This window comes from Lutispora thermophila DSM 19022 (assembly GCF_900142105.1).
Lineage (GTDB): Bacteria > Bacillota > Clostridia > Lutisporales > Lutisporaceae > Lutispora > Lutispora thermophila.
In genome coordinates this window covers 1-15,745 of the sequence record NZ_FQZS01000009.1, presented here as the reverse complement: position 1 = coordinate 15,745, position 15,745 = coordinate 1, and the positions used below count along the sequence as shown (strand labels likewise).

The window sequence follows — 15,745 nt, the reverse complement described above, 5'->3', positions numbered from 1 at the left end:
CAATTATGCATAAATATGTACTTAAAAGGTTTGCTATGTTAATTCCGGTTTTGATTGGGGTAACCTTTATCGTATTTTTCATTTTGGCACTAACGCCCGGTGATCCTGTCACCATTATATTAGGAGACAATGCTACAGCAGAAAATATAGCAAAGCTGACAGAGGAATTAGGACTGGATGATCCGCTACTAGTGCGCTATGGTCGTTATATGCTGAACCTCCTTAAGGGTGATTTGGGGAAATCATACAGCAATCAGCTAAGTGTAGCGGATCAGATATTGGAAAGATTCCCTAACACTTTCATATTAGCGGTAGCTGCCATCCTGGTTGCATTAATTATAGGTATACCCGTTGGAATCATTTCCGCCAAGAAGCAATATACTTGGTTAGACAACACCTTCATGGTTTTAGCATTAGTAGGAGTATCAATGCCGGTGTTCTGGCTGGGACTGGTTCTGGTTATAGTATTTTCATTGAACTTAAGATGGCTTCCATCTCAAGGGATGGGACAAGGTTTCATGGGAATATTGAAGAGCCTGGTACTTCCGGCGGTTTCACTGGGCGCGGGATCTGCAGCAATGGTGGCTCGTATGACCAGATCCTCAATGCTTGAGGTAATAAGACAAGATTATATCGATACAGCCAGAGCAAAGGGTGTAAAGGAGTCAACTATTACAATAAGGCATATGCTGAAGAATGCATTAATACCCATCATAACAGTAGTAGGCCTGCAATTTGGTCAATTGTTGGGTGGTGCAGTGCTTACAGAGACTGTATTCTCTTGGCCGGGATTAGGACGTTTCATGGTGGAGGCAATAAAGAAAAAGGATACGCCTTCTGTTCTCGGCTCTGTAATATTCCTATCAGTGGCATTCTCCATTGTCAATTTGTTGATAGACATTTTGTATGCATATGTAGACCCGAGAATTAAGTCACAATATAAGGTGCAATCAGCTTTAGGAAGAAGAAGAGGTGAATAAGGTGGAGAAGGTTCAAAAGAAAGAAAAGACTCTATTCCAAGAGTCATAGAGAAGATTTAAGCAAAATAGACTGGCTATGGTTGGATTAGGATTTCTAGGATTATTAACAATGATTTCAATAACAACAACCATAATAGATGTTGTCACGGATAATAGAGTATATGATACATATGTAATCAGCCAAAACTTGGTTATGAGACTTAAAGGACCTTCTGCAGAGCATATCTTTGGACTCGATGAGTTTGGGAGAGATATTTTCCTCAGGATGCTCTGGGGTACCCGTTATTCCCTGTTCTTAGGAGCCATAGGCATTTTGGCGTCAACAATTGTTGGCGGTACATTAGGAGCTATAGCGGGTTTTTATGGCAATGCAATAGATAATATAGTAATGAGGTTCATGGACATACTTCTGGCTATTCCATCAATTTTACTGGCCATAGCCATAGTAGCAGCTTTGGGACCAGGCCTGGTAAACATATTGATAGCCATTGCCATATCATATATTCCCACCTTTGCCAGAGTTGTTCGCGCAAAGGTTATGTCCATCAAGGATCAGGAATTTATCGAAGCAGCACGAGCCGTGGGTGCAAGTGATGCCAGAATTATTTTCAAATATATCATCCCCAATTCCTTAGCGCCAATTATTGTACAAGCAACCCTCGGCGTAGCAGGTGCTATTTTATCTATAGCGGGGCTTTCATTCCTGGGTTTGGGAATTCAGCCCCCTATGCCCGAATGGGGAGCCATGTTGTCAAATGCAAGAACATATATCAGAGACGCGTGGCACATAACAGTAATACCGGGTTTAGGAATTATGTTGACTATACTGTCTCTGAATCTGGTAGGGGATGGGCTTCGTGATGCTTTAGACCCGAGATTGAAGAACTAGTGATTGGAGGGACAGATATGGCAGAATTGTTGGAGGTTCGTGACCTATTTATAAGATATGAAACAGTAGATGGAGTTGTAGAAGCTGTAAACGGTATTTCACTCAAGCTGGACAAGAGCTCTACTCTAGGTTTAGTAGGAGAGACGGGAGCAGGAAAAACAACTCTGGCTAAAGGCATTATGAGGCTGGTACCCAATCCTCCCGGCAAAATTACCAAGGGAGAGATAATATTTAACGGTAAGGACATATTGAAGCTTTCTGAGGCAGATATGAGAAAAGTAAGGGGCAAGGAAATATCGATGATATTCCAAGACCCTATGACATCATTGAATCCTGTAATGACTGTTGGAGAGCAAATTGCAGAAGTAATAAGCATCCATGAAAAGGTAAGCAGCAAAGGAGCTATGGAAAAAGCAAAAGAAATGCTTGAGATGGTTGGTATTCCAGCAGAACGTGCAGAGGAATATCCTCATCAGTTTTCAGGGGGAATGAAACAAAGGGTTATAATAGCTATAGCTCTTGCATGCAACCCAAGCTTGCTTATAGCAGATGAGCCTACTACAGCACTTGATGTTACAATTCAAGCTCAGGTTCTTGATATGATGAAGAAGTTGAAAGATAAGTTGAATACTTCCATGATACTCATCACTCATGATTTGGGAGTAGTTACACAGACCTGTGATTATGTTGCCATCATGTATGCAGGTGAAATTGTAGAATATGGTTCACTAAGAGATGTATTCAAGAATCCTCAGCATCCATATACAAATGGTCTATTTGGATCTATCCCAAGCTTAGCTGAGGATGTGGACAGGCTGAAACCCATAAAAGGATTGATGCCGGACCCCACAAACCTGCCTAAGGGCTGCAAGTTTAATCCCAGATGCGAGTATGCAGAAGAAATATGCAGATGCCAGTCACCTGAGACTACAGAAGTAAAAGGTATACATGTGGTGAAGTGCTTTAAGGCGCAGGGTCTAGTATAGACGGAGGTAAACTTTATGGAAGAAAAAGTAAAAAGGACTGAATTATTGCAAGTCAAAAACTTAAAAAAGTATTTTAAGACACCGAAGGGTATGCTTCATGCAGTTGATGATGTGTCTTTCAGTTTGCATGAAGGAGAAACTTTGGGAGTAGTAGGAGAATCAGGATGCGGTAAGTCTACCATGGGGCGTGCCATATTGCGATTGCATGAACCTACCTCCGGTGAGGTCATATTCAAAGGGGAAAACATATTGAAGTTTGATAAGAAAAGAATGAAAAAGCTTCGCGAGGAAATGCAGATTATATTTCAAGATCCTTATGCATCATTAAATCCACGCATGACGGTAAGTGAAACCATAATAGATCCTCTAATTATTCAAGGGAAATACAAGAAGAGCGATAAGGAAGGACTTCAGAAAAAAGTAAGGGAAATTATGGATCTTGTGGGGCTTTCACAGAAGCTTATCAATACATATCCCCATGAACTTGACGGTGGAAGAAGGCAGAGAATAGGCATAGGAAGAGCTTTGGCTCTGAATCCTAAGTTTATAGTATGTGATGAGCCTGTTTCTGCATTGGATGTTTCCATACAAGCACAGGTTTTAAACTTGATGCAGGATTTACAGGAAGAACTGGGATTGACATATATGTTTATAACTCATGACCTTTCCGTAGTTAGACATATATCTGACAACATAGCAGTAATGTATTTGGGACAGATAGTGGAGAAAGCACCTGCCAAATTGCTTTTCAAAAATCCCCTTCATCCCTATACTCATGCTTTGTTGTCGGCAATACCGGTTCCAGATCCTGATTATAAAATGAAAAGGATATTGCTGCAAGGAGAACTCACATCTCCAATAAACCCTGCACCGGGATGCAGATTTGCAAAAAGATGCATACATGCAACACCAGAGTGCAGCCAGCAAGAATATTCACTAAAGGAGGTGGAGCCTGGACATTTTGTGGCATGCAGCAGATTCAATGAAATTAAAAATTAGACAAATTACTAAGCAGAATGGAGGAATAAAAATGAAAAAGTTAACAAAAGTATTAGCGCTTGCTCTTGCATTTACTCTTTTGTTGGCAGGATGTGGAGGTTCAGCCACTCAGAGTACGTCAGCAAATGAAGGGCAAACAGCTGAAACACAAGAAAGCGAGCTTAAGGACACGGTTATATTCGCTCAGGGAGCAGACGTAACATCATTGGATCCTCATATAGGAAAAGAAACACCTGCAGTAACTGTTCATGGACAAATTTTTGATACGCTTCTTGCGACAGATAAAGATATGAACATAATTCCTGGCTTGGCAGAAAGTTGGGAGATATTATCAGATACTTCATATAAGTTCAATATCAGAAAAGGTGTTAAATTCCATGACGGAAGCGAATTGACAGCTGAAGATGTTAAGTTCTCTTTAGATAGAGCAATGGCTTCTTCCTATGTATCTTACATTGTTAACTTCATAGACAATGTAGAGGTTGTAGACAATTATACAGTAATTGTCAATACAAAAGAGCCATATGCTCCAACATTGATGAATCTTACACATCCATCTGCAGCAATTGTACCAAAAGCAATTGTAGAAAAAGATCCTGAGGCTTTAAAAACACATCCAATAGGTACTGGACCATACAAGTTTGTTGAGTGGAAACCAGGTGAATATGCAAAACTTGAAGCTAACCCAGATTATTTCCGTGGTGCTCCAAAGACTAAATATGTAATAATGAAGGTTATACCAGAGGCAGCTCAGAGGACAATCGCGTTGGAAACTGGTGAAGTTGATATAGCATATGATTTATCAGCCAACGATTTGTCAAAGGTTGCTGAAAATTCAGATTTGAAATTGTTGGAAGGAACCTCTCTAAGTGCATGGTTCTTGCAATTTAATACAAAGCATAAACCCTTTGATAACAAGTTGGTAAGACAAGCAATAAGATATGCAATAGATTCACAGACAATTGTTGATACATTATTATACGGTGCAGGCGAGGTTGCAGGATCAATCATACCACCGGTCGCATTTGGATATCAGGAAGTTGATACTATAAAATACAACAAAGAAAAAGCAAAAGAATTGCTGGCACAAGCAGGATATCCAAATGGCTTCGATGCAACACTTTATGTAAACGATAATCAGCAGAGAATAGAGATATGCCAGGTAATACAGAGCCAGTTAAAAGAAGTAGGTATCAATGTAGAAGTCAAGGTTCTTGAATTTGCTACATTCATCGATAGCACAAATAAAGGTGAACATGATATGGGTTACTACGGATGGGTAACATCTACAGCAGATGCAGACTATACATATTATCCTATCTACCATTCATCCCAGCATGGTGCACCTGGAAACAGATCATTTATTGCAAATGCTGATATAGACAAATATATAGAAGAAGGAAGAGTAACTACAGATCCGGCTGCAAGACTTCAAAGTTACAAGGCCCTTGAACAGATATTGACAGAAGAATCACCAGTTGCTCCATTATACTACAGTGAAGTAAATGTGGGTACATCCAAAAAGGTTCAAGGCTTCGAAGTTCAGCCTGCAGGATACCACAGCTACCTTAATGTAACAGTTTCTAAGTAATTTTTAAAGGGGCGGGCATTGCCCGTCCCTTAAACAATTGATATTTCAGAACATACGACAGGAGGTTTGTATTATGAGGTTAGCACATATATCATGGAAAAAGGTTGAAGAATATTTTAAGACTAACGATACAGTTATAATTGCTGTAGGAAGCATCGAAAACCATGGTACACATGTTGGACTTGGTACGGATACCTTAATCCCTGATAAGATCTTGGAACTAATGGAGGACAAGACAGATGTATTGATTGCTCCTACTGTGCCATATGGCAATGCAGATTCTCTGGCAGATTTTCCCGGAACAATAACTATAGGATATGATGGTCTTTATCTGATAATGACTAAGATCACTGAATCCCTTTACAAGTTTGGTGCCAGGAAATTTGTGTTTTTAAACGGTCATGGAGGAAATATAGGGGCTTTGGATGCAGTGTCTCTGGATTTAAATAGAAAGGGAGCACTGGCTGCCACTTTTAATTGGTGGCTTATAGCCGGGGATCTGAACCCTGCATGGAAAGGCGGCCATGGAGGTGCTGAAGAGACAGCAGCAATGCTGGCTGTCAATCCGGACTATGTGGATATGGATGCCATTGAACCAATGACATTGAATGATTTATCCGAGAATTTAAAGGCAACGGGGTATAAGACAGTGGAGTTTAAGGGGATAAACATAAATGTTACAAGAAGTGTTCGAAACATTACAGGAAACGGTTGGATAGGACCTGATTATCCAGCAAATGCTACTGTGGAATGGGGAAAAGATATGTTGGAAACTACTGCAAATTATTTTGCTGAGTTTGTAAATGAGTTTAGCAAAGTAAAAATTGAAAAATAATGAAGATGATATATGAGAGCATTAGATATTTATAACAAGTTAGAAAAATATTTTAAACCTGAACAATGCACCGATGTGGTTAAAAACGGGATACAATACCATAATGCTGAAGAGATTGAAAAAGTGTACACTGCTACTTTTGCATCGGAGTCTGTTATTAGTGAAATTTTAATGAGAGGTCAAAAAAATGTGCTGCTTTTTACTCATCATCCACTACCTCAGAGAAAACCACCTGATTATGGACCCAGTGAAATCTCAAGGCGTTTAATCATGGAAATGAAAGAAAACAAGGTATCACTTTTTTCATACCATATTCCGTTGGATAGAAACGGAGTATACTCTCCAGGAAATAATCTTGCAAAAGCAATGGGTATAATCCCTTATGATGAATTTTATTTTCAAAATAATGTGTTTATGGGAGTATTATGCAACTCACACTTTGCTACAGTTTATGAAGCAAAAGAAAGGCTGGAGCAGGCAATAGACCATAAGGCAAAACTATATTGTTATGGAGATTCATATTTAAATGACGGAAGGATAGCCATAATGGCGGGAGGAGCTTCAAACCTTGATATATATGAATACTTGGCAGATAAAGGTGTAAATACATTTATTACTGGAGTTACAAATCCTAAAAAGGCAGAATGGATAGCAGAGATCCATGAAAAGGCAAAGGAGAATGGTATTAATCTTATAGGAGGTACTCATTGCTCCACGGAGAAATTTGCCTGCATTGCCATGTTGGACTTTTTCAGGGGTATGGGCTTGGAATCAGAATTTATCGATGAAGAGCCGGATTTTTGCGATTTATAGCCCTTGTAAAATATAATTCTAATTTAACATTAATGGTTTTTAACTAAGAGAAATGAAAGCACTGTCTTAATATACTATTGTTAATGATGTTCGTACTGGATCTCGGCTCCTTTGGAGTTTAGATTCAACACCATTGGGGATGAAAGGTTTCCTAAGTATATAAGCAGCTTCTTAGGAAGCCTTTCCATCCTCATTTTATATAGCTAGAAAGCTTCATATATGGCTCTTATGGCATTTTCAAAATCTGCATTTTCAACTCCAACTATTATGTTCAATTCGCTGGAGCCTTGAGTTATCATTCGAATATTTATACCTTCCTTGGCTAAAGCAGTAAAGACTTTCGCGGATATGCCCTTGGTTTTAATCATGCCTCTTCCTACTACTGCAATAAGTGCCATATTGGGATAGCAGATTATTGAATCCGGGTTGCAGTATATTCTTATTTCTTCAATCACTCTTTGGAGTTTCGAGTTAAGCTCTGAATTAGAGATAACCAGTGATATGGAGTCTATGCTGGAAGGCATATGTTCTATGGCAATATCATTTGTTTCCATTATTGTCATCAGTTTTCTGAAGAAGCTTTTGTCAGAGCCCATGAGTGTCTTTTCGATGGATATTACAGTGAAATCCTTTTTACCGGCGATTCCCGTGATGGTGCCATGATGGCTTATTGGGGAGATGTCACTTAATATCATGGTGCCTTTTTCTTCCGGCGCATTGGTATTTTTTATTATGATAGGAATTCCTGTTTCCTTTGTGGGAAAGATGGCTTCTTCATGCAATACGGAAGCACCCATGTAGGAAAGTTCACGAAGCTCCTTGTAGGTAATTTCTTCAATTGGTCGAGGGTTCTTTACAATATTCGGGTCTGTCATGAGAAAACCGGAAACGTCGGTCCAGTTTTCATATACTTCGGCGTTTATACCCCTTGCTATTATGGAACCTGTTATATCAGAACCTCCTCGTGAGAAAGTTTTTATAGCCCCATTGGGCATTATGCCGTAAAATCCGGGTATCACTGCTTTCTGTACCTGAGAGAGGCTAGATTCAATTCTATTATAAGTAGCATCAGCATCAAATTTTCCTGATTCATCAAACAAGATCAATTCTGAAGCATCAATGAATTCATAACCTATATAATGAGACAATATAAGGCCGTTAAGATATTCTCCCCTGCTGGCGGCATAATCTTTTGAGGCACCTTTAATTATTTCTCCCCTTATTTCATCCAAAATATCTTCTATCCCAAAGGAAAGGCTCAGATCTGAACATATGTCCATGTATCTTTTTTTTACAATATTATAAACCTCATCGAAGCTGAGATTATGTGCAGCAAGTTGCTGACACATGTACAGAAGATCCGTTACTTTATGATCCTTTCTATCCCTTTTACCCGGGGCAGAAGGTATTATGTATCTTCTCCTATTATCGGATTCTATAATCTTTTTTACCTTGGCAAATTGTTGGCTATCTGCCAGAGAACTACCGCCAAACTTTGCAACTATTATGCTATTCATTACTATTCCCCCTCATACTCTGTAATAATAAAAACCCTATCCAAATATAGGATGAGGGTTCCGATAAAGCTCGTCCTAATCATTATTCTCTATTTTATGATGGCTGCATCGATTTGTCAAGCTACAAATTACAAATGTACTTCTAATACGAACATATCGGTGTTATGTATTCTAAAGTCACAAATAAACCATATTATATAGGAATAAAGTGTGATATAGTAATAATATGGAAGGTCAATGAAGAGAAAGGAGGGAGCCTATGAAAAAAATTGCTGCCTTTACAGGTGCAGGTATATCCAAGGCTAGCGGCATACCAACATTTCAGGATATGGATGGGGTAAGGGAAAAGCTGAGCATAGACTATTTTATGAGCAATACTGAGGATTTTTATAGAGTTCTCCTTGAGATGAAAAGGAACATCGATAATGCTTCCCCTAATGCAGCTCATATGGCCTTAACTGAATATGACATACCTGTGGTTACTATGAATATTGACGGACTTCACAAAAAGGCAGGAAGCAAGCAGGTTGTTGAGATACATGGCAATTTTGACTATGTGTTTTGCACCAGATGTAATAAGCATTTTGATTTCTCATATGTGAACAAATCCCTGCACTGTGACGAATGCAGCGGACTGTTGAAACCCAACATAGTTCTATACGGTGAAAACATACCCAGATATTATGATGCAATTGATCTTATAGGCTCTGCCGATGAATTGCTGGTAGTAGGTACATCCTTCTATACTTCTACTGCAACAATGATGGTTGGAGCAGCCCAAAGGGCAGGTATAAAGGTAGTCACTATAAACAAAGAGGCAGAATATGAAGTTCCCAGGTACTTACGTGAACAACTGGGTGGGAAATAGCATCTGCAAGCAAATTTTATGATATACTAATAAAAAAATAATGGAAGGAGTAGTGATGATATGAAAGAGATATATACTAGAAGAAGTATTAGAAAATATGAAAACAAACCAGTAACAGATGAGCAGATCAATGAATTGCTCAGAGCTGCCATGTATGCGCCTTCTGCCGGTAATGAGCAACCTTGGCATTTTGTAGTCATAAGGGATAGAGCCATTCTGGATGAGATACCTAAATTCCATCCTTATACTCAGATGCTATATGAAGCGCCTGTGGCAATTGTGCCATGTTGTGATACAAGCAACTTGAAATATGACGGTGTCTTCTGGATACAGGACATGTCCGCAGCTATACAAAACATTCTTCTTGAAGCCCATTCAATGGGATTAGGAACATGCTGGTGTGGTGTATATCCTAGGGAAATTTTTATGGAAAAGGTTTCAGAAATGTTATCTTTGCCTGAGCATGTAGTACCTGTGGCAGTTATTGCAGTAGGATATCCCGGTGAGGAAAGAGAAGTAAGAGAAAGATTCAGGCCTGAGAGAGTTCATTATAATAAATGGTAAATTGAGGATACTGGTATATGAAAGTAGTCATAGCTCCTGATTCATTCAAGGGAAGCCTTTCATCCCGTCAAGTATGTGTTGCCATAGGAAAGGGTATAAAAAGAGCTGATCCATCTGTGGAAATTGTTGCAATACCTATGGCAGACGGGGGAGAAGGCACGGTGGATGCTCTTATGGATTCTCTGGGAGGACATAAGGTTATTGCTGAAGTTAAGGATCCATTATTTAGAGATATTAAAGCCCAGTATGGATTGGCAGATAAGGATGAAACTGCGGTAATTGAGATGGCGGCTGCTTCTGGACTGGCATTGCTGTCAGACATGGAAAGAAATCCGATGAAAACTACTACATATGGAACGGGACAGCTCATAAAGGATGCTTTGGACAGAGGTTGCCGAAACTTTATAATAGGCATCGGAGGCAGTGCTACCAACGATGGAGGCATCGGAATGGCTGCTGCATTAGGAGCAAAGTTCTATGATTGGGATGGCAATGCAATTGAGTTGAACGGAGGAGGACTGCTGAAACTGGATGCCATAGATTTGAGCCAATTGGATCCAAGGGTGGCAGAGAGCCGTTTCAGGGTATTTTGTGATGTGGATAATATACTCTATGGATCAACTGGAGCTGCCTATGTATACGGAAGGCAAAAAGGTGCAGATGATGCCATGATAGAGAAGCTTGACATGGCATTGAAGCGCTTGTCGGAGATAATAGAAAGAGATCTGAATAAAAGTGTAGCGCTTGTTCCCGGAGCGGGAGCGGCAGGAGGATTAGGAGCAGGACTGCTGGCTTTCCTTGATGCCAAGCTGGAGAAGGGCATAGACATATTGATGGAAACTATTGGTTTTGAAGAAAGGATAAAGGGTGCAAACCTGATTATCACAGGAGAAGGCAGGATGGATCATCAGACTAAATACGGCAAGACCATTTCTGGCATAATAGAGGCTGCTAAAAAGCAGGGGATTCCTGTTGTGGGCATTTGTGGATCCATAGGTGATGGAGTGGAGGAACTTTACTCAGAAGGTCTAAACAGCGTATTTTCCATAATCAATCGACCCATGTCTCTTGAGGAATCCATGGTGGAAACCTCTGAGCTTCTGACCTCCACCGCCCAGAATGTTATGAGTCTTTTTATGGCTAATGTTTCTCAGCCATGAAACCAATAAAAGTGTCTTTATGTAGGCGCCAGTGATCTACCCCAATACCCGTAGCACGGTGCCGGACACTGGAAAAATACACTAGGCAACACAGCACGTAGCATCAAACATTTACCACATTAATAGGGTTTCCTGATAAATAGTGTTTCAAGTTATCTACAGCCATATCCATGATCCTCTGTCTTGCTTCCTTTGAAGCCCAGGAAATATGAGGTGTGATAATGCAATTCCTTGCATTAAGCAGGGGATTGCTTTCTTTTATAGGTTCTGAAGATACTACATCAAGGGCTGCGCCTGCTACTTTTCCGCTGTTTAATGCTTCTGCCAGATCATCTTCCATTATTAAGGTTCCTCTGGAGTTGTTTATTATGATTACACCATCCTTCATTTTAGCTATGGTATTCTTGTTTATTATTCCTCTAGTATCCTCTGTGGAAGGACAGTGCAAGGCTATAACATCTGAATTAGCCAGTAATTCTTCCAGTTCCGCATATCTCATGGTTTCACATTCCAAATCTTTATTTTTATAGGTATCGTATGCCAGTACATTCATGCCTATGGCCTGTGCGATCTTTCCTGTAGCCTGACCTATTCTTCCATATCCTATTATCCCCATGGTCTTCCCTGCCAGCTCTATTATGGGATAATGCCAATAACACCAGTCAGGACAGTTTGCCCAATCACCCTTATGCACTGACTCATTGTGAGCTCCCACATGATGACATATTTCCATCAGCAAGGCCATTGCCATCTGGGCAACAGTAGCAGTGCCATAACTGGGTATGTTGGTTACGATTATGCCTTTTTGGGCTGCTGTTTTTATATCCACCACGTCATAGCCTGTTGCGAGGACACATATGAATTTAAGCTTTTCCGTTTTTTCCAAAACATTGCCAGGCAACGGAGTTTTATTGGTAAAAACTATATCCGCATCTCTGATTCTTTCAAGTATTAAATCATCGTTATTTCTGTCAAAAGCAGTTCTGTCATAGACCACCAATTGTCCAAAAGCTTCAAGTTGCTTCCAGGACAAATCTCCAGGATTCAACGTGTATCCATCCAGTACAACCAGCTTCATTTGTCATACTCCTTTCTGAATATTAATATGGCTTCATTAAAATCTATGAGACTTTCCCTTATGCTTTTACTTTATACTACAAATGGAAGAAATCATTGTCAATGTAAAGCTTTAAGTGAAAAATGTCTTATTAAGACGAAAAAATATTTTAGGAAATATAATATTACGAACCTGGAAGGGAAAAATCTATGTAAGATAGAAATAATAAGAATCGAAAGTCAAAATCATATTAATATTTAGGATGAAGGTGTATATAGTGAAACAGGTAACAGCTGCAATAATAAAAAAGGATGGAAAATATCTCATATGCCAGCGGGGAGCTGATGACGAATGCGGACTTCTGTGGGAGTTTCCCGGTGGCAAGTTGGAAGAAGGGGAAACACTGGAGGAGTGTATAATACGTGAAATAAAAGAAGAGCTTGATTTGGATATAAGAGTACTGGATGTATTTACCACAAATGTATATCATTTTGACAACAAAGAGGTGCTCTTCACAGTTTTTAATGCAGAGATAACAGGAGGTACCATGAAGCTTAATGAGCATAATGATGCAAAGTGGGTAACATTGGGAGAACTGGCGGACTATGAATTCATGCCTGCAGATATTGTGTTTGTTGAGAAGTTGTTGAAGTCTTATCCTGAAAATTAATCTAAACAAAATGTAATTTAAGAAAGGTTTCCTATTTGGAGGATCACATCCAAAGGAAACCTTACTCATGCGATTATTGCAGCCACATGCAAATTTAATATATACATTCAGTTGCTTACTTCCTCCTGCTTCAGTATCCATCGTGAAAACTCGTATTTCAATAAAGGAGGCAGAAGTTATTCTTTTTCGGCATGGAGGTATAAAAATTTATTGCTGGTTTAGCCATTTGGAGATATTATCTATAAGATCTTCCATGTGATTGTCATTTATATATGCACTTAAGAGGCTTTTGTCATTAATAACCTTTTCCAGATCTGTTCCTGCAATTCTATAAAAATAAATCCGTTGCGGATGCTTGTCTATATAAGCTAATATATGGAATTCTCCTTTCATTTCGGGCTTTATTATATAATACCTTTTATTATTGATGCCAATGGTCTGTGCATTACTTATCTTGTTTTCTACTTGATTTTTGTACCAATCCATGTCCGGCATGATTCCGGTTAAATACTTATCTACTGATATTTCACTTAATTTAGATTCACCATAGTAGCATATGGACATATTATTAAATTGGGAAAGTATATTTTTGTGGTTATAGACTTTTCCCGGTTCATGCTGGTTAGCTGGAGGAGTATCAACAAATTTGCTTTTGAATGCATTTATGCTGATTTCTTTCAGAGGCAATCCGTTTAATTCCGCAGGTATAAAGCTTAAATCATCACTTCCCAACAATTTGTTTGCTTCCTCCAATGAGCCTTTGAAGTTTCCATTGTGTATATATAAGAGCTCTCCGTCAGCTTCAACGAATTTATACTGTCCGAAATCCAGTCTTTCCTTTTCCTCTTTGATTATCCTGCTTATTTGATCCGGTTCGTTTTCCAGCTCCTTGTCTATATACTCTGTAACAAATTTAGTCAAGGCGTCGCTGATTTTTTCCATAAAGCCTGTGTCAAGCTTGTCTGCCGTGTCATCAACAGTATGGATTAGATCAAAGTTGTAACCTGTAGTAACATTTATACCTACAGAAAATGAGTAATGATCGCTTGTATATTTGCCTGATGCCACCTCAGACTTGAAGCCGCTTTGTTTAAAATGTTCCGATAAATATTTGGCGAGATTTTCCGATTCCGATGATTGAATATCGGCATCAACATATACAGCGTCTTTTCCTTTTTCTCCCACGCAGTCTATGTTAATATTTGTTACTTCACCATATCTATTATAGATTTCCTCTGCAAAGGCCCTGCTTCCGTTTAAAAAAGTTTCTTCTCCGTTTACGGCGCAAAAAACAATGTCACAGCCCAATTTATTTGATTTTGCATATTGAGCCAACTTGTTGACCATATCCATCATTAGGGCCACGCCGGAGCCGTTGTCTACAGCACCACGCCATATGGTGTTTCCGATGCTGCCCACATGGTCAATATGAGCCATGATAACAACAGCCTTGTTGGAATTGTGACCTTCCAACACCCCTGCTACATTGTTTTCTGTTATTTCGTCTATGCTGTAGTCAAGGGAAAGATATGCTTTATCTGCCTTCTTTAACTGTTCATAAACCTTCGGTGTTATAGAAAAAACGCATTTACTGCCCAACCTGTTTGGCGATATTGAACCTCTGAGAAGCTTTTCTGATACCACCAATGCAGCTTTTACTTTGTCATTTTTGATGTTTGGATCAATAATATCCTCAGTTACCAGTATGCAATCCTCATTAATATCATTTCCGATGTGCAAAGGAAGTTCTAATTTGCAACGGCTCAATGACCTCTCTATGTAATCCTTTCCGTATTCCAGATTCTTTGAGTCTTTTTTAGAATCATCCAACTTCAGTTCAAGGATATTTTCCTTGAGGTTTATAACTTCCTGGGAGTAAGGGTGGTAATAGCTTCCATTGAAAGGCTTGATTAAATACTCCTCAAACTTTTTAACTACATATTCCTGAGCCTTTTTGTTGCCGGCGGTACCAATGAGCCGGCCGTCACACTCATCAGAAGTGAGGTAATGGATTGTGGCTTCTATGGGAGAACTGCTGCTGACCTTGCTTGCCGCAGCTTGTTTAATCCCTGCATTGCAGCCTGATAATAGGATTGACAACATTATTAATACGGCGGTGAATTTCATGTTTTTTTTGTACATATGTATCCCTCCTAGGTTTTAATATAGGCTCCTGTAATTAGGGGAGCCAGCCATCTGTTGCATGAGATCTGGAATGCTCTTCTTTTGTTTAGATATTTTCTATGTGCTTGCAGTTATAGCATTGGAAGTATTCAATAACAGATATTTCATATTTTTTTATTGCACAGGTATAGAAGTTTTTACATAGATAAGCATCTATATAATATCCAGGGGCAGTTATGTAGTTTGATAAGGATCGCATTATTCTTGCGATTAGGACACATGGGTCCTTTTATAATGCTTAGATATGCAGAGTGAATATCGTTGTCTGCCAGAAGAATACCCTGTGAGGAAGGGGTAAACGACAGACAGAAAATGAGAATAGATACAATTGTAATCAATGGTATCGTTATTTTCTTTTTTAATCCTCCTAAAATTAATATGCTATAGTTACATCTTCTCTTTACGTTCATATGCTCATGACCTGGATAGTACAATATTGCTGATAAATAACTTTAAATATTTTCTTCACTTTGCCTTCACTAATATAACGAAATGAGGGAGGTGTTTTGGGACACTTGTTATAAAAAATTTTTAATTTTTTATAACCCATAGGAAATATAATTTTACCTTAAGATTACTTTCCGTAATGGGTTTTAAGAAAGGCTTCCTTGATTGTTATAAATATTTCTAAA

13 protein-coding genes and 1 pseudogene are annotated in these 15,745 nt (G+C 39.1%); 11 read left to right on the top strand and 3 right to left on the bottom strand.

All coding sequences use genetic code 11. The features are described from left to right. Window positions 1-5: 5 nt before the first annotated feature. From BUB48_RS07460 to BUB48_RS07430, 7 genes and pseudogenes are all read left to right on the top strand, one after another. On the top strand, window positions 6-980 hold the full coding sequence (locus BUB48_RS07460; RefSeq protein ID WP_073025626.1) for an ABC transporter permease: 975 nt from the start codon (window positions 6-8) through the stop codon (window positions 978-980). Next, window positions 973-1,869: pseudogene (locus BUB48_RS07455) on the top strand (ABC transporter permease). Before BUB48_RS07460 ends, BUB48_RS07455 begins: the two are co-directional and overlap by 8 nt. Window positions 1,870-1,886: 17 nt before the next feature. Beyond that, a complete protein-coding gene (locus tag BUB48_RS07450) occupies window positions 1,887-2,855 on the top strand; it encodes an ABC transporter ATP-binding protein (protein WP_073025625.1) in 969 nt (322 codons plus the stop codon). A gap of 15 nt (window positions 2,856-2,870) precedes the next feature. Beyond that, window positions 2,871-3,854, top strand: coding sequence for an ABC transporter ATP-binding protein (locus BUB48_RS07445; RefSeq protein WP_073025624.1), 984 nt, complete (start codon window positions 2,871-2,873; stop codon window positions 3,852-3,854). 31 nt (window positions 3,855-3,885) lie between these two features. Beyond that, on the top strand, window positions 3,886-5,445 hold the full coding sequence (locus BUB48_RS07440) for an ABC transporter substrate-binding protein (protein WP_073025715.1): 1,560 nt from the start codon (window positions 3,886-3,888) through the stop codon (window positions 5,443-5,445). A 73-nt stretch (window positions 5,446-5,518) separates the two neighbouring features. Next, complete coding sequence (locus BUB48_RS07435; protein ID WP_073025623.1) at window positions 5,519-6,280, top strand: creatininase family protein; 762 nt, start codon at window positions 5,519-5,521, stop codon at window positions 6,278-6,280. A gap of 12 nt (window positions 6,281-6,292) precedes the next feature. Continuing rightward, the gene (locus BUB48_RS07430) at window positions 6,293-7,093 is read left to right on the top strand and encodes a Nif3-like dinuclear metal center hexameric protein (RefSeq protein WP_073025622.1); all 801 of its coding nucleotides are present in this window, start codon (window positions 6,293-6,295) and stop codon (window positions 7,091-7,093) included. A gap of 203 nt (window positions 7,094-7,296) precedes the next feature. On the opposite strand, the gene BUB48_RS07425 is transcribed toward BUB48_RS07430, so the two are convergent. Then, on the bottom strand, window positions 7,297-8,610 hold the full coding sequence (locus BUB48_RS07425) for an aspartate kinase (RefSeq protein ID WP_073025621.1): 1,314 nt from the start codon (window positions 8,608-8,610) through the stop codon (window positions 7,297-7,299). 259 nt (window positions 8,611-8,869) lie between these two features. On the opposite strand from BUB48_RS07425, the gene BUB48_RS07420 reads away from it, so the two are divergent. Genes BUB48_RS07420 through BUB48_RS07410 form a run of 3 tightly spaced genes read left to right on the top strand, consistent with a single transcriptional unit; the run spans window position 8,870 to window position 11,202 of the window. Then, complete coding sequence (locus BUB48_RS07420) at window positions 8,870-9,478, top strand: SIR2 family NAD-dependent protein deacylase (RefSeq protein ID WP_073025620.1); 609 nt, start codon at window positions 8,870-8,872, stop codon at window positions 9,476-9,478. A gap of 60 nt (window positions 9,479-9,538) precedes the next feature. Next, window positions 9,539-10,042 carry a nitroreductase family protein gene (locus BUB48_RS07415; protein ID WP_073025619.1) on the top strand — a complete coding sequence of 168 codons (504 nt, stop codon included), beginning with the start codon at window positions 9,539-9,541 and terminating at the stop codon, window positions 10,040-10,042. A gap of 17 nt (window positions 10,043-10,059) precedes the next feature. Continuing rightward, a complete protein-coding gene (locus BUB48_RS07410; RefSeq protein WP_073025618.1) occupies window positions 10,060-11,202 on the top strand; it encodes a glycerate kinase in 1,143 nt (380 codons plus the stop codon). Window positions 11,203-11,305: 103 nt separating this feature from the next. Here the strand turns inward: BUB48_RS07410 and BUB48_RS07405 are convergent, their stop codons facing one another. After that, the gene (locus BUB48_RS07405; RefSeq protein ID WP_073025617.1) at window positions 11,306-12,280 is read right to left on the bottom strand and encodes a D-2-hydroxyacid dehydrogenase; all 975 of its coding nucleotides are present in this window, start codon (window positions 12,278-12,280) and stop codon (window positions 11,306-11,308) included. A 256-nt stretch (window positions 12,281-12,536) separates the two neighbouring features. On the opposite strand from BUB48_RS07405, the gene BUB48_RS07395 reads away from it, so the two are divergent. Next, complete coding sequence (locus BUB48_RS07395) at window positions 12,537-12,929, top strand: (deoxy)nucleoside triphosphate pyrophosphohydrolase (protein ID WP_084524423.1); 393 nt, start codon at window positions 12,537-12,539, stop codon at window positions 12,927-12,929. A 207-nt stretch (window positions 12,930-13,136) separates the two neighbouring features. Here BUB48_RS07395 and BUB48_RS07390 read toward each other — a convergent pair whose 3' ends face one another. After that, a complete protein-coding gene (locus tag BUB48_RS07390; RefSeq protein ID WP_073025614.1) occupies window positions 13,137-15,071 on the bottom strand; it encodes a M28 family metallopeptidase in 1,935 nt (644 codons plus the stop codon). Window positions 15,072-15,745 lie beyond the last annotated feature (674 nt).

Excerpts from the sequence above, each read along its gene's own strand:
- BUB48_RS07460 (WP_073025626.1), top strand. The coding sequence starts at position 6 with ATGCATAAATATGTACTTAAAAGGTTTGCTATGTTAATTCCGGTTTTG.
- BUB48_RS07450 (WP_073025625.1), top strand. The coding sequence starts at position 1,887 with ATGGCAGAATTGTTGGAGGTTCGTGACCTATTTATAAGATATGAAACA.
- BUB48_RS07445 (WP_073025624.1), top strand. The coding sequence starts at position 2,871 with ATGGAAGAAAAAGTAAAAAGGACTGAATTATTGCAAGTCAAAAACTTA.
- BUB48_RS07440 (WP_073025715.1), top strand. The coding sequence starts at position 3,886 with ATGAAAAAGTTAACAAAAGTATTAGCGCTTGCTCTTGCATTTACTCTT.
- BUB48_RS07435 (WP_073025623.1), top strand. The coding sequence starts at position 5,519 with ATGAGGTTAGCACATATATCATGGAAAAAGGTTGAAGAATATTTTAAG.
- BUB48_RS07430 (WP_073025622.1), top strand. The coding sequence starts at position 6,293 with ATGAGAGCATTAGATATTTATAACAAGTTAGAAAAATATTTTAAACCT.
- BUB48_RS07425 (WP_073025621.1), bottom strand. The coding sequence starts at position 8,610 with ATGAATAGCATAATAGTTGCAAAGTTTGGCGGTAGTTCTCTGGCAGAT.
- BUB48_RS07420 (WP_073025620.1), top strand. The coding sequence starts at position 8,870 with ATGAAAAAAATTGCTGCCTTTACAGGTGCAGGTATATCCAAGGCTAGC.
- BUB48_RS07415 (WP_073025619.1), top strand. The coding sequence starts at position 9,539 with ATGAAAGAGATATATACTAGAAGAAGTATTAGAAAATATGAAAACAAA.
- BUB48_RS07410 (WP_073025618.1), top strand. The coding sequence starts at position 10,060 with ATGAAAGTAGTCATAGCTCCTGATTCATTCAAGGGAAGCCTTTCATCC.
- BUB48_RS07405 (WP_073025617.1), bottom strand. The coding sequence starts at position 12,280 with ATGAAGCTGGTTGTACTGGATGGATACACGTTGAATCCTGGAGATTTG.
- BUB48_RS07390 (WP_073025614.1), bottom strand. The coding sequence starts at position 15,071 with ATGTACAAAAAAAACATGAAATTCACCGCCGTATTAATAATGTTGTCA.